This is a genomic window from Curtobacterium sp. MCJR17_020 (genome assembly GCF_003234365.2).
Taxonomy (GTDB): Bacteria; Actinomycetota; Actinomycetes; order Actinomycetales; family Microbacteriaceae; genus Curtobacterium.
In genome coordinates this window covers 3,482,282-3,499,262 of the sequence record NZ_CP126260.1, presented here as the reverse complement: position 1 = coordinate 3,499,262, position 16,981 = coordinate 3,482,282, and the positions used below count along the sequence as shown (strand labels likewise).

The following is a 16,981-nucleotide window of genomic DNA, read 5'->3' as shown; positions in this document are numbered from 1 at the left end:
GTCTCGGCCGCGCTGCCCCGAGTCTCGCGGTGAGCGACCGTTCTCGAGGGCGGCACCGCGAGAACCGTCGCCCAGCCCGAGTCTCGCGCGTACTGGCCCGAGACTCGAGGGGCTCAGTCGCGGCGGGCGCCCTGCGCGGCGTGCACCGTGAAGACGTTCGGCTCGCGGTACCCGGCGGCTGCGAAGGCGGCGGTGACGGCCTCGGTGATCGCACCACGCGATCCCCGGTCGACCAGCGCGATCGCCGCACCACCGAACCCGCCACCGGTCATCCGCGCACCGACCGCACCGTGCTCGACGGCGGTCGCGACGGCCAGGTCGAGTTCCGGCACGGAGATCTCGAAGTCGTCGCGCATCGACTCGTGCGACGCGACGAGCAGCGAACCGATCGCCCGCGGGCCCTGTTCGCGCAGCGTCCGGACGGTGTCGAGGACACGCTGGTCCTCGGTCACGACGTGGCGCACGCGGCGGAAGGTCTCGTCGTCGAGCAGCTCCTGCGCACGGGGCAGGTCGTCGACGCTCACGTCGCGCAGGGCCTCGACTCCGAGCACCTGCGCACCCTTCTCGCACGAGGCCCGACGAGCCGCGTACCCACCGGTGGCGTGTGCGTGCTCGACCCGGGTGTCGATGACCAGGACCTCGAGCCCGTTCGCCTCGAGCGCCAGGTCGACCACGGCGGTGTCGAGCGTGCGGCAGTCCAGGAACACGACGGCGTCCTGCTCGCCGAGCAGGGAGGCGGACTGGTCCATGATCCCCGTGGGTGCGCCGACGGCGTGGTTCTCGGAGTACTGGCCGACGCGCGCCAGGGTCTTGCGGTCGAGGCCGAGCTCCCACAGGTCGTTGAAGGCGAGCGCGACGCCGCACTCGATCGCTGCGCTGGAGGACAGGCCCGCGCCGACGGGGACGTCGGACTCGATGAAGACGTCGAACCCGGTCTTGTCGGACAGGTCCGCGCCGGCCTGCTCGCGGAGGGCCCAGGCGATACCGAAGACGTACGCCGACCAGCCGGTCATGTTCGACGGGTCGAGGTCGTCGAGCGACAGCTCGAGCACGGTGCCGGCGTCGAACGCGGACGAGACGCGCAGCAGACGGTCCGGCCGCGGGGCGATCGACGCGGTGGTGCGCCGGTCGATCGCGAACGGCAGGACGTACCCGTCGTTGTAGTCGGTGTGCTCACCGATCAGGTTGACCCGGCCGGGGGCGGAGTACCGCACCGCCGGTTCGTACCCGTAGACCTGCTGGAACGTCATGCTCGCTCGATTCCCTGTCGGATGAACTCGGCTGCCTTCTCGGGCACGAGGTCCCCGATCCAGGCGCCCATGGCGGCTTCGCTGCCGGCCAGGAACTTCAACTTGTCCGCCGCCCGACGCGGCGACGTGATCTGCAGCATGAGCCGCACGGTGTCCCGCCCGACGTGCACCGGCGCCTGGTGCCACGCGGCGATGTACGGGGTCGGGTCGTCGTAGAGCTTGTCGATGCCCCGCGTCAGGCGCAGGTGCATGTGGGCCAGCTCGTCCTTCTCGGCTTCGGTCAGGCCGGCGAAGTCGGGGACGTGGCGGTGCGGCAGCATGTGGATCTCGACGGGCCAGCGTGCGGCGAACGGCACGAACGCCGTGAAGTGCTCGCCCTGCAGCACGACCCGGTCCGAGGCCCGCTCGTTCGCCAGGTGCTGCTCGAACAGGTCCGGTCCGAAGCGCTCGATGGAGTCGAGCAGACGCTGTGTGCGGGGCGTGATGTACGGGTACGAGTAGATCTGCCCGTGCGGGTGGTGCAGCGTGACGCCGATCGCTTCGCCGCGGTTCTCGAACGGGAACACCTGCTGGATGCCGGGCATGGCGGAGAGCGCGGCGGTGCGGTCCGCCCAGGCCTCGACCACGGTGCGGGCACGCGACTCGGAGATCGACGCGAAGGACCCCTCGGTCGCGGGCGAGAAGCACACGACCTCGCACCGGCCGACGCTGCGCAGCTGCCGGTTCAGGCCGACGTCGCTGAGCGAGTCGAGCGACGACGGAGCGTCGTCCGCCGCGAGCGCGGGGCCGAACGACGGCGAGCGGTTCTCGAACACGGCGACGTCGTACGTGCTCGGGATCTCGGACGGGTTCTGCGGTGACTGCGGCGCGAGCGGGTCCTGGTCGGCTGGCGGCAGGAACGCACGGTTCTGCCGGCTCGCGGCGATGGAGACCCACTCGCCGGTCAGGACGTCCTGGCGCATCCGCGCGGTCTCGGGCCGAGGGTCGAGCGCACGCTCGTCGATGGCACGCTCCGCGGGCAGGGTGCTGTCCGCATCGTCGAAGTAGAACAGGTCGCGGCCGTCCGCGAGCTTCGTCACGCGCTTGGTGATCACCGGAACAGCCTAGCGCCGATCCGAAGCGTTGCGAAAGACTTCGGAAGCAAGCGAAACTAGAGCCGTGACCGACGACGACCTCTCCTTCCTGGCCGGATCGCTGCCTGCGCCGCTGCGGCAGGACCGCATCGTCTCCATCGTCGAGGGCGCACCCGGCATGGTCCGGACCGCCGCGCTGGCCGCGTCGCTCGGCACGAGTGAGGTGACGGTCCGGCAGGACCTCGCGGTTCTCGACCAGGAGGCCCGGATCCGGCGGGTGCACGGCGGAGCGGTCCGCCTCGGGGCCGGGTCCACCGAGCGCCCCTTCGAGGAGACCGCCGTCGAGCACCAGGTGGCCAAGGCTGCCATCGGCCGTGCGGCCGCAGCGCTCGTGCGTTCCGGCGAGTGCGTCGTGCTCGACGTCGGCACCACCCCGGCCGCGGTCGCCGAGGCGCTCGTCGCCCGCACGGAGCTGTCCGACGTCACCGTCGTCACGAACTCGCTCACGACCGCACTGGCCCTCGAGCGTGCCGTGCCGCGGTTCACCGTGATCGTCACCGGCGGCACCCTCCGACCGCTCCAGCACTCGCTCGTCGCACCGTTCAACAACACCCTGTTGCCGGTGATCGCCGCTGACATCGTGTTCCTCGGTGGCACGGGTGTGGACGTCGCGCACGGTCTGACCAACGTCAACCTGCCCGAGACCGAGGCCAAGCGGGTGCTCGCGGCCACGGCTCGGCGTACGGTCGTGGTCGCGGACGGGTCGAAGTTCGGCCGGGCCCACATCGGGGTCGTCCGCGCGCTCGAGGACATCGACGTCGTCGTCACCGCCGAGGCCGAGGCGGACGCGGTCGCCACGATCCGGGCGGCCGGCGTCGAGGTCGTCGTCGCGGACGGCGAGGACACAGCCGGAAGGAACCACACCCCATGACCGCAGCACCCACCGGTGGCCAGTACCGCCTGCACCACGCCGGACCGGACGGCGTCGTCGAGGCCGTCGTGACCGAGGTCGCCGCCGGCATCCGAGAACTCCGCGTCGCCGGCTTCGACCTGACCGAGCCGTTCCCCGTCACCGAGCAGCCGCCCGGTGCCAACGGCATCGTGCTCGTACCGTGGCCGAACCGCGTCGCCGGCGGGGTCTGGGAGCTCGACGGCAAGCGGCAGCAGCTGGACATCTCGGAGCCGAAGTACGGCAACGCGTCGCACGGCCTGCTCCGCTTCGCGCCGTACCGCGTGGTGTCGCAGACCGAGACGGGGATCGTGCAGGAAGCCACGATCCACCCGCAGCACGGCTGGCCGTTCACCCTCGAGACCCGCGTGCACCACGAGCTCGTCGACGACGGCATCCGGGTGACGCACGAGATCACGAACCGTTCCGGAGCTCGCGCACCCTTCGCCGTGGGGGCGCACCCGTACCTGCGTGCCGGTGACACCCCGGCCGACGACCTCGTCGTCACGCTCGACGCCGCCACCGCCTTCACCGTCGACGAGCAGAAGGTGCCGAACGGGTCCGTGTCGGTGGAGGGCACGCCGTTCGACCTGCGACGGGGACTGCGTGCCGGTGACGCGGATCTCGACACCGCGTACTCCGACATCACCCCGGACGCCGACGGGGTCCGTCACACGACGCTGCACGGCCCCGAGGGTGACGGCGTGCAGCTCTGGCAGGACGCCTCGTTCCCGTACGTGCAGGTGTTCACCTCGCGGGAGTACCCCCGCGGCGACGGGAAGGGTCTGGCCGTGGCGGTCGAGCCGATGACCGCACCGGCCAACGCCCTGAACTCCGGCGAGGGCCTGCGGTGGCTCGAGCCCGACGAGACCTGGACGGGTTCCTGGGGCATCCGCCGCGTCTGGTCCTGATCGCCTTCGTGCACTGAGAAGGCCCCGCCGGATGTCCGGCGGGGCCTGCTCAGTACGTGGTGGGGAGCTGCGGGTCAGCCGCGGCGCATGCGGAGTGCCTCGACCGCGAGCGACTCGCTGGCGTAGCGGCCGACCTCGTGCGCCCAGGCCGGATCGTCTCCGCGCAGGGCGATGAAGTCCTTGCGCTGTCGGCACACGTAGCCGAGCACCGCGGTGGCCGTCGCGACCTCGATGAAGTCCTTGCGGATGTGCCGGGTCGTGACCTGCGCGTTGCGACGGAGCGTGTCGAGCAGGAGCTCGTTGCTCATCGTCGTGTTGGTCGCTGCGGCGAGCTCGACGATGCGGCGCGCGTCCCCGGTGCTGCTGGTCTGCGTGGCTTCGATGGGCTCGATCACGGTGTACCCCGTTCGTTCGTGGTGGTGCGGTGCTGCAGGATCCGGTGATCGGATCCGGGAACGACACTATCGGCGGCAGCCCAACAGTCGGCTGTGCGCAGGCTGATGTGTGCAGGGGATCTGCCATGAGCCAGCTGGGGACGACTTGTACCCCGGCATGTGGTCAGGCGCAGCGTTCGTCGTCGGACGCAGCGAGGGCGTCGAGGGAGTCCGAGACCCGGTCCGCCAGGTACTGGTAGCCGGCGTCGTTGAGGTGTCCGCCGTCGATCGCCGCGTAGCCCGGGCTGTTCGCCGCGGTGAACCACTGCCCGGCGAGCGCGTCGATGTACGGCACGCCCGCTGCCGCCGCCCCCGCGGAGACCGAGGCGGCGACCCCGACGGTCGACTTCGCCCACGGCAGCGGCGCCGACGGTCCGAGCGCGACGACGACGGCGTCCGGCCAGGTCTGTTCGGCGTCGCGGAGGGTCTTCTCGACGCGGGCCTGCAGGACCGACGCGTCGACGAGCCAGTCGTTCTGGCTGCCCTGCACGATGACGAGCTCGGGATCGACGGTCGCGGCGTGCCGTTCGAGGCGCGGGCCGAACGTGTAGTGCGAGGAGCCGGTGCGGCCGGTGTCGACGTAGCCCGTCCCTGGGTAGCCGTCGATGGTGGCCTTCCAGTCCCGGTCGGCCGCGAGGTCCTGCGCCCACCCGTCGATGCCGCTGGTCGAACCGCGGCCGGAGGTGTACGAGTCGCCGACGATGAGCACACGCGAGCCGGGGGCGATCGCGTCGGTGACCTCGGCGGAGGAGACGCTCGACGACGTCGTGACGGGCTGGCAGGCACTCGACACGGTCGGCAGGATGACGAGCAGCCCGCTCACGCCGAGAGCCATAGCTCCGAGCGCGATGCCGGGGAGGAGTCGTCGTGCCATCCGCCACATCTTAGACAACGCAGTCCGGACAGCCGCCGAAGGGAAGGGTGTGTGGGCCCCGTGGGGCTCGAACCCACGACCCTCGGATGAAAAGCCGGCGTTCAGGAGAGTGTGGGCCCCGTGGGGCTCGAACCCACGACCCTCGGATGAAAAGTCGGCGTTCAGGAGAGTGTGGGCCCCGTGGGGCTCGAACCCACGACCCTCGGATTAAAAGTCCGGTGCTCTACCAACTGAGCTAGAGGCCCTCACCCGCAAGGCTAGCGGGTGAGGGCCTCTGGGAAGAACCTGGTGTCGAGGGTCAGCCGCGACGCCCGGTGAGCGTCCGCAGCAGCCACAGGACGACGGCCACGATGAGCAGCACGATGCCGACCCACAGCAGGAACTTGAGGCTCGCGGTGAAGCCACCGACGAACAGCAGGATGACCGCGATGACGGCCAGGATGATGAGCAACGGGTTCATGGGGGAGTCCTCTCCTTCACGGTCGGGAGGAGCGCCTCCCGACGAGACACCGTACCCGCGGCGCTGCCGTTGCGTTCTGGGCGAACGGAGGGCGGGCGTGTCACCGGCCGTGCCTACACTGACGCGGTGCCTCGCGATCACCACCGTCCTGTCCACTTCACCGATGCCGAGTTCGCCGCGATCCAGGGCGGCGAGGACCCGGCCGTCGTGAACCGTGTCGCGCACGAGACCGCGAACGCGCTGCTGCACCGGGTGCGGCAGGACCCGGACCCCGCGGTGGTCGAGCGGCTCGTCACCTACACGGACGTGCACGGCATCGACGCGATCGCCGAACTCTGGGCCCGGGTGGGTGCCCACACCCTGCCGGGTGCCCTGTGGCGGGTGTACCTCGTCCGCACCGTGATCCGGCAGAACCCGGAGGAGATCGCGTACTTCTTCCAGCGGGGCACCGAGCGCATCGGCACGATCGACCAGGCGGTCGCGGGCGCTGAGCAGCCGACGGGTCCGGCCGAGATCCTGACCCTCGCCGACCGCATCCTGCACGGGCTGTACACGGGTGACTTCGCCGTGGCGCTCGACCGTGGTGCGGCGTTCTGCCGGCTGACCGCGGCCGGTGCGACGGCGGTGGCGGACGACTCCGACCTGACCGCGACCGGCCGCGCGAGCGAGTTGACGACGCGCGCGCTCCGTCTGACGGAGCTGGCGGCCGACCTGACCGAGGCGGCGGCGCTCTGGCGTCGCGAGAGCCTGGATTAGCGAGCGAATGCGCCGGACCCGCACCGCGCCTCCCGGCCGAACGGCGACAGCCGCGACCAGGCAGAGAAGAACCGGGCAGAGAAGAACCGGGCAGAGAAGAACCGGGCAGAGAAAAACCGGGCCGCAGAAGCGCCTCTCGGCGCGAGGCCGCTCGAAGCGGCGAATTTTGGAGCCCGGGGCTTGCTGCGGCCCGGCGACACCAACTCTACGACGCGTCGGCTGAGTCCGCTGCCCTGTTCACTCTCGGTGGACAGATCCGGACCCGGGCGTGCCCGGCAGACGGCACGGACGCGGCGTCCCGACAACTTCTCGGCATCCGACCCAAACCACCACGGGCACCGCGCCGAATCATCAGCGTGACGGACTTGATGACCGTCACGAACGCGAGAGGCCCGGCGTGACCCGGACCGGTATCCGCCGGTCAATTCCCTGTGGGTCACGCTGGCCTCTCGTCTCGACCGTACGATGCGGCGGCTTCGTCCTATCCCGGGGCGGGACCGCAGCACAGCACCACCAGCACCACCGCACCACGCAGCACCCCTGACAGAACGGCCACAACCGGTCGCCGACGCACCCGAGAGGAGGGAAACCTGCAATGCTTGCCCTCGTGGATAGCGACACCGAACGCTGGAGCTCGTCAGAGCCAGCCCAGGCATCGCCGGACGACCTCTTGGCGCGGGTTGCCTCCGGTGACCAAGCCGCCTTCGCGGACCTCTACGACGTCCTCTCCGGCCGGGTCCTCGGACTCGTGACGCGGCTCCTCCGGGACCGCGCCCAGTCCGAAGAGGTCACGCAGGAGGTCTTCCTCGAAGTCTGGCAACAGGCCGCCCGGTTCGACCGGAAGCGCGGGACTGCCTCCAGCTGGGTCCTGACCATGGCGCACCGCCGAGCGGTGGACCGGGTCCGGGCGTCGCAGGCCTCGCACGACCGGGACACGAAGATCGGTATCCGCGACCTCGAGTCCGGTTTCGACCAGGTCTCCGAGTCGGTCGAGATCCGTATCGAGCACGAACGGGTCGGCCGGGCACTGGCCAAACTGACCGAGTTCCAACGGCAGGCCGTGCAGCTCGCGTACTACGGAGGCTTCTCGCACAGCGAGATGGCCGAACAACTCGGTGTCCCCATCGGCACCGTCAAGACCCGTCTCCGTGACGGGATGATCCGACTCCGAGACGAGATGGGGGTGACCTCATGACCGAACGACACGACGACCCCGCCCTGCTGACGGGTTCCTACGCACTCGACGCGCTGTCCGACGATGAGCGCATGCTCCTCGAGGACGTCCTCACGACGTCACTCGAACTCCAGGCCGAGGCCGACTCGCTGCGCGAGACCGCGCTGCAGCTGGCCTTCGCCGCCGCTCCGATCGAGCCGCCGACGTCGCTCCGCGCGTCGCTGCTGGCCCAGATCGCGACGACCCCGCAGGCTGCACCGCTGGCCGAGACGGCTCCTGCCGTCGACACGACCTCTGTCCAGGAGGCCCGTCCCGAGCCCGCCAGGCACGTCGCCTCGATCGCCGACGGCTCCACCACCGGTGGCCGGGCGACCTCCGAGGCCCGACGCCGCTGGTTCCAGCGTCCGGCAGCAATGCTCACCAGTGCTGCTGCGGTCGCCGTGGTCTTCCTCGGTGTCGGCCTGGGGGTCGGCGTCGCGAACGGCCCGGCCGACGGACCGGGCACCGGCACCACGCAGGCATCGAGCGGCCTCGACCGCATCTACGCCGCGTCGGACTTCCAGCGCAGCACCACCAAGGTCGAGGGCGGCGGCACGGCCACGGTCGTGTGGTCGAGCGACCTCGGCAAGTCCGCGGTCATCCTCGACGGTGTCGCCCAGGCGCCGAAGGGCAAGACGTACGAGCTCTGGTACATCGGGTCCGAGAACGAGGGCGGCACGATCAAGTCGGCCGGCCTGGTCGACGGTGTCGCCGACGGCGTGCACTCGGCCGTGCTCAAGGGCTCGATGTCCGACGGCGCGACGATCGGCATGACGGTCGAGCCGGCCGGTGGTTCGGAGCAGCCGACCACGACGCCGATCATGGCGGTCCCGACCACCTCGGCCTGACCCGCCCAGAAGATCGACCCCGAACGACACCCTCGCCGTCGCCCGACGTCGAGGGTGTCGTTCTGCGTCGGCACGCACTCCGCCCAGCCCCGCACCCAGCGCGACCACGAAGGCCCGGTGCGCGTCCGTGGCGGACGTGCACCGGGCCTCCCGGTCGTCCGTCAGGCCGACGGACTGACAGCGATCAACCGAAGCGACCCGAGACGTAGTCCTCGGTGGCCTGGACGGACGGGTTCGAGAACATCGTCGCGGTGTCGTCGAACTCGATGAGCTTGCCCGGCGCACCGGTGCCGGCGATGTTGAAGAAGGCCGTCTTGTCGCTGACGCGCGAGGCCTGCTGCATGTTGTGCGTGACGATGACGATCGTGAACTCCTTCTTGAGCTCCTCGATCAGGTCCTCGATGGCCAGGGTGGAGATCGGGTCGAGCGCCGAGCAGGGCTCGTCCATCAGCAGCACGTCGGGCTGCACCGCGATGGCGCGGGCGATGCAGAGACGCTGCTGCTGCCCACCGGACAGGCCCATGCCGGGCTTGTCGAGGCGGTCCTTGACCTCGTTCCACAGGTTCGCGCCCTGCAGCGAGCGCTCGACGATGTCGTCGGCCTCGGACTTCGAGACGCGCTTGTTGTTGAGCTTCACGCCCGCGAGCACGTTGTCCTTGATGGACATCGTCGGGAACGGGTTCGGACGCTGGAAGACCATGCCGACCTGGCGACGGACGAGCACCGGGTCGACCCCGGGGCCGTACAGGTCGTCGCCGTCGATCTTGACCGAGCCCTCGACCCATGCGCCGGGGATGACCTCGTGCATGCGGTTCAGGGTGCGGAGGAAGGTGGACTTGCCGCAGCCGGACGGGCCGATGAAGGCGGTGACGGTGCGGGGCTCGATGGTGATGTCGACACCCTCGACCGCCTTGAACTTCGAGTAGTAGACGTTGAGGCCGTCGACCTCGATGCGCTTGGACACGTTGATCCTTCTGGTGGGTGGGGAAGTGGGTTCGCTAGCGCGAGAGCTTGGGGGCGAAGAGTCGGGTGACGAACCGGGCGAGCAGGTTGAGCGCCATCACGATGAGGATGAGCACCAGCGCGGCGGTCCAGGCACGGTCGACGAACGGCTGCGGGTTGGCGCCCTGCTGCGAGTACTGCGTGTACGCGTACACCGGCAGGGTCATCATGGGGTCCTTGAACAGGTCGTAGTTCATGCTCGCGGTGAAGCCGGCGGTGACGAGCAGCGGAGCCGTCTCGCCGATGACGCGGGCGATGGAGAGCATGACGCCGGTGGTGATGCCGGCGAGCGACGTGGGCAGGACGACCTTGAGGATCGTGAGGTACTTCGGCACCCCGAGGGCGTAGGACGCTTCGCGGAGCTCCATCGGCACGATCTTCAGCACCTCTTCGGTGGAGCGCACGACGATCGGGATCATCAGCACCGACAGGGCGACGGAGCCGACCAGGCCGAAACGGGCGCCCGGGCCGAGGAACAGCGCGAACAGCGAGTACGCGAACAGACCGGCGACGATCGAGGGGATGCCCGTCATGACGTCGACGAAGAACGTGATGCCCTTCGCCAGCGCGCCGCGGCCGTACTCGACCAGGTAGATCGAGGTGAGCAGCCCGATCGGCACCGAGATGAGCGCCGCGAACAGGGTGATCTCGAGCGTGCCGACCAGCGCGTGGATCGCGCCGCCACCCTCGGAGATCACGCCGCGCATCGAGTACGAGAAGAAGTTCGCGTCGAAGCGGGCCAGGCCGTCGGCGATCACGGTCCAGAGCAGCGACACCAGCGGCAGGACCGCGATGACGAAGGCGGTGATGACGAGCGAGGTGACCAGTCGGTTGACGGCCTGACGACCGCCCTCGACGATGCGCGAGACGACCACGATCAGGACGTCGAACAGGACGGTGCCGAGGAACAGCGCGGCGACGACGTTGAAGTCCTTGACCGCGCCGCCGGCGTTGAGCAGGGCGAACACGGCCACCAGGGCGACCCAGCTGCCGACCAGCAGCAGCCACGGCACCGAGCGGTGCAGCTTGCCGTTGGCGTAGACGTTGCCGGCGGTGCCGGTCTGACGGAGCGCGAGGGACATCGGGTGCGACCTCTCAGCTGACCCGCGTGCGGACGATGTACCGCGCGAGCATGTTGATGACCAGGGTGATGACGAACAGGATCAAGCCCGTCGCGATCAGGGCGTTCAGGGCGGTCCCCGATGCCTCGGCGAACTGCAGCGCGATGTTCGCGGCGATCGTCGAGGGGTTCTGCGAGGTCAGCATCTGGAAGGTGACGTTCGTCGAGACCGACAGCACCAGGGCGATCGCCATCGTCTCGCCCAGGGCACGTCCGAGCCCGAGCATGATCGCGGACACGATGCCGGACTTCGCGAACGGCAGCACGGACAGGCGGATCATCTCCCAGCGCGTCGCACCGAGGGCCAGGGCGGCTTCCTCGTTGAGCGTGGGCGCCTGCAGGAAGATCTCGCGCATGACGGCCGTCATGATCGGGATCGCCATCACGGCGAGGACGATCGACGCGGTCAGGATGGTGCGGCCGGTGCCGGACACCTGGCCGGAGAAGAGCGGGAACCAGCCGAGGTACTCGTTCAGGAAGCCGTAGAACGGCTTCACGAACGGCGCCAGCACCACGATGCCCCAGAGGCCGTAGACGACCGACGGGACCGCGGCGAGCAGGTCGATGACGTAGCCGAGCACCGGCGCGAGGCGCCGCGGTGCGTAGTGCGAGATGAACAGGGCGATCCCGAGTGCGAGCGGGACCGCGATCACGAGCGCGATGAGTGCGGACCAGACGGTGCCGAAGACCAGGGGGCCGACGTAGTCCCAGAAGTTCGTGGCGTTGTTCGGCAGGTCGCCGACCTTGGCGGCGAACGCCGGGATGCTCTGCCAGACGAGGAACGCGGCGACGAGCACGAGCACGAAGAGGATGAGGCCGCCGGCGATCACCGAGGCGGCGGAGAACACCCGGTCACCGACGCGGACGACGGCCTTCGGCTTGGTCGGGGTGACGGTGGCCCCTGGCTGGGCCGGTGCGGTCGTCATGGGACTCCTGTCGGAGGAACGCCGGGGGAGGCGACGGGTTCGGGGATGGTGCGTGGTGCGTGGTGCGTGGTGCTGGTCGGACGGGCGCTGGCGGTGGAGCCGGGCTGCTCGCGTCGCGACGAGCAAGGGCCCGGACGCCGGTCAGGTGGGTGGGACCGGCGTCCGGGCGCTTGAGGGTCTTACTTGATGGAGTCGACCGCGGCAGCGGCCTTGTCGGCCAGGTCGGACGACAGGGCGGCCGACTTGGCCTCCTTCGCCGCAGCGTCCTGGGCGTCGCCGGAGACGACGTAGTTCAGGAAGCCCTTGACCAGGTCGGCCTTGTCCGAGTCCTTGTACTCCTGGCACGCGATGGCGTAGGAGACGAGGACGAGTGGCCAGGCGCCGTCAGCGGTGTCCTTGCGGTCGATGTCGATCGCGAGGTCGTTGTCCTCGCGGCCGCTGGCGACCTTCGAGTCGGCGACGACCTGCGCGGCGCCGTCGGCCGAGATCTCGGTGGCCTTGTCGCCGACCATCAGCTTCGCCTTGTCGAGGTCACCCGCGCCGGAGTCGTCGATGTAGGTGATCGCGTTGGACGCGCTGCCCATCGCGGAGGCGACACCGGAGGTGCCCTTCGCGCTGTCACCGACCGAGTACGGGAAGGTCTGGCTCGGCTCTTCGGTCCAGACGTCGCCGGCGTTCGCAGAGACGTACTCCGAGAAGTTCTGCGTGGTGCCCGAGTCGTCGGAGCGGTGCACGACCGTGATGTTCGCGTCCGGCAGGTCGACGCCGTCGTTCAGGTCGGCGATCTGCGAGTCGTTCCACTTGGTGATCTTGCCCGAGAAGATGCCCGCGATGGTCTTCGCGTCGAGGGTCAGGTCGCTGACGCCGTCGACCTTGTAGGCGATCGCGATCGGGGAGATGTAGACCGGGATGTCGATGGCCTTGGTGTCGGCCTTGCACAGGTCGAAGGAGCCCGAGAGCTCCTCGTCGTTCAGTGCTGCGTCGGAGCCGGCGAAGTCCGCGGCGCCCGAGATGAAGTTCTTGCGGCCGGCGCCCGAGCCGTCGGGCGAGTAGTTCACCGTGACGCCCTTGGCGACGTCCTGGAAACCGGCGGCCCAGGTGGCCTGCGCGGTCTGCTGGGCGGACGAGCCGGAGCCGGTCAGGGTGCCGGTGAGGCTCGAGGAGCCGGTGTTGCTCGAGGAGGACTCGGTGCTGCCCGCGTCCTCGTTCGCCGCGCACGAGGAGAGCACGACTGCGCCGGCGATCGCGATTGCTGCGATCGAACCGATTCGCTTGATGTTCACAGGGGTCCCTTCGGGGATGGGGTGCAGTGGGACCACTGCGGTCCCTGGGCCGGTGCCGACCCGGGAGCGACTGTAGGGACGCGAGGTGACGGGGATCACGCGCGTTGGTGAACGGAAGGTGAACGAGGGGTTGTGCCGACCGGGAGGCGCGGATCGCGTTCCGGGCGCGGCGGACGCCCGGCCCGTGGCCGGGTGCAGGGCGTGCGGTCGCTACGCCGGGATCGTGTTGCGGTGCGTCTCGACGGCGACGAGGGTCTCGCCGGCGATGTGCATCACCGAGAAGTCGCCGACCGACAGCATCGCGGCGCGGCGCAGGTCGAACCGGCCGGAGTCGTCGGCGGTCGCGGTGGCGATCCGGGCGATGATGTCCGGCAGCACCGGCCCGTGCGAGCACAGCACCGCGGTCTTGCCCTTGTCGAGCCGGCGTCGGACGACGCCCTTGACGTCTGCGGCCCCGCGGTCGTGGGCGTCCTGGCTGATGTCGGGGGTGCTCGAGACGCCGAGCTTCGTGGTGGCGGACAGCGGTTCGACAGTGGCGAGGCACCGGGCCGCCGTGCTGCTCACGATCTTCTTCGGGCCGAACGCGGCGACGGGCGACGCGGCGGCCTTGGCCTGGGAACGACCGACGGGCAGGAGTGGACGGGTGGCGTCCGGGCCGTTCCAGTCGGAGCCGGGCACGGTCTTCGCGTGTCGCAGCGCGATCAGGGCGAACGTGCGGTGCTGGCCCGCGGCGGCGCGCTCGGCGAACCGGTCGAGGATCGCCACGTCGCGCTCGTACGTCAGACGGTTGCGGGCGTCGTCGATCGTGACCCACTCGAGGGCCGCGACCTCGTGGTTCGGGGTGAAGTCACCCGCGCGGGCGTACTCCTTCGACGAGACGCGGGCTGCCCAGTAGTGCACGACCTTGTCGCGGCCGTTCGGCAGCACGTACTCCGCGGTGCCGAGCGGGGCGCCGAGGTGCACGCGGTACCCGGTCTCCTCGTCGATCTCGCGCACGGCGGTCGTCGGGACGGCCTCGCCCGGGTCGACCTTGCCCTTGGGCAGGGAGACGTCCTTGTGGTGGTCGCGGTGGATGAGCAGCACGAGGGGCGTGCCGTCCTGTTCGCGCCAGACGACTGCGCCGGCGGCGAGGACGGGGCCCGAGGGACCGCCGCTCACCGAGTGGAGCGCTTCCGAGCCGAGATCTTCCGCATCGTCACATTCTGCACGTCTTCGAGCGGGCGACCGTCATCGTCGGTCGAGTGGCGGGTCCACTCGCCGTCGGACTCGAGGTGCCACGAGCTCGCGGTGTCGGCCATCGCCAGGTCGAACATCGCGAGCACCTCGTCGATGTGGTCCGGTGCCGTCAGCCGGACGAGGGCCTCGACGCGGCGGTCGAGGTTGCGGTGCATCATGTCGGCGCTGCCGATGAACACCGCCGGGTCGCCGTCGTTGTGGAACGCGAACGCACGGGAGTGCTCGAGGTACCGCCCGACGATGCTCCGTACCCGGATGGTGTCGCTCACGCCTTCCATCCCCGGCTTGAGCGAGCAGATGCCGCGCACCCAGATGTCCACCGGCACGCCGGCCTGGCTGGCCAGGTACAGGGCGTCGATGATCTGCTCGTCGACCATCGAGTTGACCTTGATCCGGATGCCGGACGGCTTGCCGGCACGCGCATTGTCGGACTCGGTCTGGATCCGCTTGAGCAGCCCCTTGCGCAGGTGCAACGGCGCGACGAGCAGCCGCTTGAACTTCTTCTCGATCGCGTAGCCGGACAGCTCGTTGAACAGGCGCGTCAGGTCCTTGCCCACGGTGTCGTCGGCGGTGAACAGGCCCATGTCCTCGTAGATGCGCGAGGTCTTCGGGTTGTAGTTGCCCGTGCCGATGTGGCTGTAGTGCTTGAGCGTGCCGCCCTCTTGCCGGATGACGAGCACGAGCTTCGAGTGCGTCTTCAGCCCGACCAGGCCGTAGACGACGTGCACGCCGGCCTTCTCGAGCTTCCGGGCCCACGTGATGTTGTTCTGCTCGTCGAAGCGCGCCTTGATCTCGACGAGCGCCAGGACCTGCTTGCCAGCGGCGGCCGCGTCGATCAGGGCCTCGACGATGGGGCTGTCACCCGAGGTGCGGTACAGCGTCTGCTTGATGGCGAGCACGTGCGGGTCGGCCGCGGCCTGCTCGAGGAACGCCTGCACGCTCGTCGCGAAGGACTCGTACGGGTGGTGCACGAGGACGTCCTTGGCGGCGATCGCACGGAACAGGTCGGGCTTCGTGTTCGGCTCACCGGGCTGGAACTGCACCGGGGTCGTCGGCACGTGCTTCGGGTAGTGCAGGTCCGGGCGGTTGATCTTCGAGAGCTCGAACAGGCCGCCGAGGTCGAGCGGCGACGGCAGCCGGAAGACCTCCTGCTCGGTGATGTCGAGCTCACGCACGAGCAGGTCGAGGGTCACCGGGTCCATGTCCTCGGTGATCTCGAGGCGGATGGGCGGTCCGAACCGGCGGCGCAGCAGCTCGCGCTCGAGGGCCTGGATGAGGTTCTCGGCCTCGTCCTCCTCGATCTCGACGTCCTCGTTGCGCGTGACGCGGAACACGTGGTGCTCGAGGACCTGCATCCCCGGGAACAGGTCGTCGAGGTGGTTCGCGATGAGGTCTTCGAGGGGGATGAAGCGCATCCGGCCGGAGTTGTCGTCCGGCAGCTTGATGAAGCGGGAGAAGTTCTGCGGCACCTTGAGGCGCGCGAACTCCTGGCGCTGCGACTTCGGGTTGCGGACCCGGACGGCCAGGTTGAGCGAGAGCCCGGAGATGTAGGGGAACGGGTGCGCCGGGTCGACCGCCAGGGGCATGAGCACCGGGAAGATCTGCTCGTTGAAGTACTCGCGCATCCGGAGCCGGTCGGCCTCGTCCAGGTCGGACCAGTGCTCGACGTGGATGCCGGCGGCGTCGAGATCGGGCTTGAGCGACCCGATGAACGCCTGGGCGTGCCGGTCCTGGAGCTCGTGCGCCTTCTTCGCGATGTCGCGCAGGACGTCGCTCGGGGCGCGGCCGACGTTCGTCGGCACGGCGATGCCGGTGTCGATGCGGCGCTTCAGGCCCGCGACCCGGACCATGAAGAACTCGTCGAGGTTGGACGCGAAGATCGCCAGGAAGTTCGCCCGCTCGAGCAGGGGCTGCGTACGGTCCTCGCCCAGCTCGAGCACTCGCTGGTTGAAGCGGAGCCAGCTCAGCTCGCGGTCGAAGTAGCGGTCCGACGGCAGCGACTCGTGCTCGATCTCGACGACCTCGTCGAAGTCGTCGAGGTCGGGTGCGACGGATTCGCCGTCGAGCTGCGGTTCGGTGTCCATGTCCACATCCTGCCACCCGGGCACCACGGCCGGAGGGGCCCCGGTGGACGCTGTGGAAACCCGCGGTGAACGGACTGTTCGTGGAGGAACGATCACGATATACGAACGGTGACATCTGCGCCCGTTTGTGGGTATGGTGGGTCCCGTCAGAGCCTCCGGGGGGATTCCACTGCGCGGGGGTGCAGCTACGAATGAAAGAGGTTCATCATGTCGCGTGTCCTTTCGACCGAGCAGGCCAAGACCGCCATCCGTCAGGTCCAGTCGATCATCAACGGTGGTTTCACCGACCAGATCTCGCAGCTCGACGCCCAGGGCCGGATCCTGTCCGACTCCAACGTCTGGGACGGCCCGCTCGCGGCGACGTTCCGTGGGTCGACCTGGCCGGAGACCAAGGCCGCCCTCGACAAGGCGAAGACCGAACTCGAGCAGCTCCGCACGCAGCTCGACAAGATCTCGCAGGACATCTTCACCGCGGGTGGCGGCGCGTAAGCAGCCACTCGTTCCGCCCGGACCGTCGCACTCGCGGCGGTCCGGGCGTTCGCGGTCGGTGGGGCCGCGTGAC

Annotated in this window: 17 protein-coding genes and 1 tRNA gene; 6 read left to right on the top strand and 12 right to left on the bottom strand. The window is 69.5% G+C overall.

All coding sequences use genetic code 11. The annotated features are described in order from the left end of the window. Positions 1 to 113 precede the first annotated feature (113 nt). Both galK and galT read right to left on the bottom strand, forming a co-directional pair. Entirely contained in the window at positions 114 to 1,250 is a 1,137-nt protein-coding gene (gene galK / locus DEJ14_RS16655; RefSeq protein WP_111085298.1) for a galactokinase, read from the bottom strand. Next, a complete protein-coding gene (galT, locus tag DEJ14_RS16650; RefSeq protein ID WP_111085296.1) occupies positions 1,247 to 2,344 on the bottom strand; it encodes a galactose-1-phosphate uridylyltransferase in 1,098 nt (365 codons plus the stop codon). The genes galK and galT overlap by 4 nt, the downstream gene beginning before the upstream one ends. A gap of 64 nt (positions 2,345 to 2,408) precedes the next feature. On the opposite strand from galT, the gene DEJ14_RS16645 reads away from it, so the two are divergent. Next, entirely contained in the window at positions 2,409 to 3,254 is an 846-nt protein-coding gene (locus DEJ14_RS16645) for a DeoR/GlpR family DNA-binding transcription regulator (protein ID WP_181437524.1), read from the top strand. Further along, positions 3,251 to 4,183, top strand: coding sequence for an aldose 1-epimerase family protein (locus tag DEJ14_RS16640; RefSeq protein WP_111085294.1), 933 nt, complete (start codon positions 3,251 to 3,253; stop codon positions 4,181 to 4,183). Before DEJ14_RS16645 ends, DEJ14_RS16640 begins: the two co-directional genes overlap by 4 nt. 74 nt (positions 4,184 to 4,257) lie before the next feature. On the opposite strand, the gene DEJ14_RS16635 is transcribed toward DEJ14_RS16640, so the two are convergent. The 4 genes from DEJ14_RS16635 to DEJ14_RS16620 form a co-directional block, all read right to left on the bottom strand. Then, positions 4,258 to 4,578 (bottom strand): hypothetical protein, encoded by a 321-nt coding sequence (locus DEJ14_RS16635; protein ID WP_111085292.1) that lies wholly within the window; start codon positions 4,576 to 4,578, stop codon positions 4,258 to 4,260. Between the two features lie 163 nt (positions 4,579 to 4,741). Continuing rightward, positions 4,742 to 5,491, bottom strand: coding sequence for an SGNH/GDSL hydrolase family protein (locus DEJ14_RS16630; protein ID WP_181437523.1), 750 nt, complete (start codon positions 5,489 to 5,491; stop codon positions 4,742 to 4,744). Between the two features lie 172 nt (positions 5,492 to 5,663). Next, positions 5,664 to 5,736: transfer RNA gene (locus DEJ14_RS16625), tRNA-Lys, on the bottom strand. 53 nt (positions 5,737 to 5,789) lie between these two features. Then, on the bottom strand, positions 5,790 to 5,951 hold the full coding sequence (locus DEJ14_RS16620) for a DUF2207 domain-containing protein (RefSeq protein WP_146249745.1): 162 nt from the start codon (positions 5,949 to 5,951) through the stop codon (positions 5,790 to 5,792). Positions 5,952 to 6,077: 126 nt separating this feature from the next. Between DEJ14_RS16620 and DEJ14_RS16615 the strand changes: the two genes are divergently transcribed. The 3 genes from DEJ14_RS16615 to DEJ14_RS16605 all read left to right on the top strand — a co-directional run bounded on the left by DEJ14_RS16615 (position 6,078) and on the right by DEJ14_RS16605 (position 8,768). Continuing rightward, positions 6,078 to 6,707 (top strand): DNA-directed RNA polymerase subunit beta, encoded by a 630-nt coding sequence (locus DEJ14_RS16615; RefSeq protein ID WP_111085288.1) that lies wholly within the window; start codon positions 6,078 to 6,080, stop codon positions 6,705 to 6,707. 595 nt (positions 6,708 to 7,302) lie between these two features. Beyond that, positions 7,303 to 7,902, top strand: coding sequence for an ECF RNA polymerase sigma factor SigK (gene sigK / locus DEJ14_RS16610; protein ID WP_111085287.1), 600 nt, complete (start codon positions 7,303 to 7,305; stop codon positions 7,900 to 7,902). Then, a complete protein-coding gene (locus tag DEJ14_RS16605; protein WP_111085285.1) occupies positions 7,899 to 8,768 on the top strand; it encodes an anti-sigma factor in 870 nt (289 codons plus the stop codon). The genes sigK and DEJ14_RS16605 overlap by 4 nt, the downstream gene beginning before the upstream one ends. 184 nt (positions 8,769 to 8,952) lie before the next feature. On the opposite strand, the gene pstB is transcribed toward DEJ14_RS16605, so the two are convergent. The 6 genes from pstB to DEJ14_RS16575 form a co-directional block, all read right to left on the bottom strand. After that, the gene (gene pstB, locus DEJ14_RS16600; RefSeq protein ID WP_111085283.1) at positions 8,953 to 9,732 is read right to left on the bottom strand and encodes a phosphate ABC transporter ATP-binding protein PstB; all 780 of its coding nucleotides are present in this window, start codon (positions 9,730 to 9,732) and stop codon (positions 8,953 to 8,955) included. A 34-nt stretch (positions 9,733 to 9,766) separates the two neighbouring features. Further along, positions 9,767 to 10,852 (bottom strand): phosphate ABC transporter permease PstA, encoded by a 1,086-nt coding sequence (pstA, locus tag DEJ14_RS16595; protein ID WP_111085282.1) that lies wholly within the window; start codon positions 10,850 to 10,852, stop codon positions 9,767 to 9,769. 13 nt (positions 10,853 to 10,865) lie between these two features. After that, the gene (gene pstC, locus DEJ14_RS16590) at positions 10,866 to 11,816 is read right to left on the bottom strand and encodes a phosphate ABC transporter permease subunit PstC (RefSeq protein ID WP_111085280.1); all 951 of its coding nucleotides are present in this window, start codon (positions 11,814 to 11,816) and stop codon (positions 10,866 to 10,868) included. Between the two features lie 179 nt (positions 11,817 to 11,995). Beyond that, positions 11,996 to 13,099, bottom strand: coding sequence for a phosphate ABC transporter substrate-binding protein PstS (gene pstS, locus DEJ14_RS16585; RefSeq protein ID WP_111085279.1), 1,104 nt, complete (start codon positions 13,097 to 13,099; stop codon positions 11,996 to 11,998). A 210-nt stretch (positions 13,100 to 13,309) separates the two neighbouring features. After that, a complete protein-coding gene (locus tag DEJ14_RS16580; RefSeq protein ID WP_111085277.1) occupies positions 13,310 to 14,257 on the bottom strand; it encodes an NUDIX hydrolase in 948 nt (315 codons plus the stop codon). Further along, a complete protein-coding gene (locus DEJ14_RS16575; protein ID WP_111085276.1) occupies positions 14,254 to 16,419 on the bottom strand; it encodes an RNA degradosome polyphosphate kinase in 2,166 nt (721 codons plus the stop codon). The genes DEJ14_RS16580 and DEJ14_RS16575 overlap by 4 nt, the downstream gene beginning before the upstream one ends. Before the next feature lie 207 nt (positions 16,420 to 16,626). Between DEJ14_RS16575 and DEJ14_RS16570 the strand changes: the two genes are divergently transcribed. Continuing rightward, positions 16,627 to 16,908, top strand: coding sequence for a hypothetical protein (locus DEJ14_RS16570; protein ID WP_027466625.1), 282 nt, complete (start codon positions 16,627 to 16,629; stop codon positions 16,906 to 16,908). Positions 16,909 to 16,981 lie beyond the last annotated feature (73 nt).

Bases quoted from the DNA above. Each gene is read 5' to 3' on its own strand.
- galK (WP_111085298.1), bottom strand. From the start codon at position 1,250: ATGACGTTCCAGCAGGTCTACGGGTACGAACCGGCGGTGCGGTACTCC.
- DEJ14_RS16640 (WP_111085294.1), top strand. From the start codon at position 3,251: ATGACCGCAGCACCCACCGGTGGCCAGTACCGCCTGCACCACGCCGGA.
- DEJ14_RS16630 (WP_181437523.1), bottom strand. From the start codon at position 5,491: ATGGCACGACGACTCCTCCCCGGCATCGCGCTCGGAGCTATGGCTCTC.
- DEJ14_RS16620 (WP_146249745.1), bottom strand. From the start codon at position 5,951: ATGAACCCGTTGCTCATCATCCTGGCCGTCATCGCGGTCATCCTGCTG.
- sigK (WP_111085287.1), top strand. From the start codon at position 7,303: ATGCTTGCCCTCGTGGATAGCGACACCGAACGCTGGAGCTCGTCAGAG.
- DEJ14_RS16605 (WP_111085285.1), top strand. From the start codon at position 7,899: ATGACCGAACGACACGACGACCCCGCCCTGCTGACGGGTTCCTACGCA.
- pstA (WP_111085282.1), bottom strand. From the start codon at position 10,852: ATGTCCCTCGCGCTCCGTCAGACCGGCACCGCCGGCAACGTCTACGCC.
- pstC (WP_111085280.1), bottom strand. From the start codon at position 11,816: ATGACGACCGCACCGGCCCAGCCAGGGGCCACCGTCACCCCGACCAAG.
- DEJ14_RS16575 (WP_111085276.1), bottom strand. From the start codon at position 16,419: ATGGACACCGAACCGCAGCTCGACGGCGAATCCGTCGCACCCGACCTC.
- DEJ14_RS16570 (WP_027466625.1), top strand. From the start codon at position 16,627: ATGTCGCGTGTCCTTTCGACCGAGCAGGCCAAGACCGCCATCCGTCAG.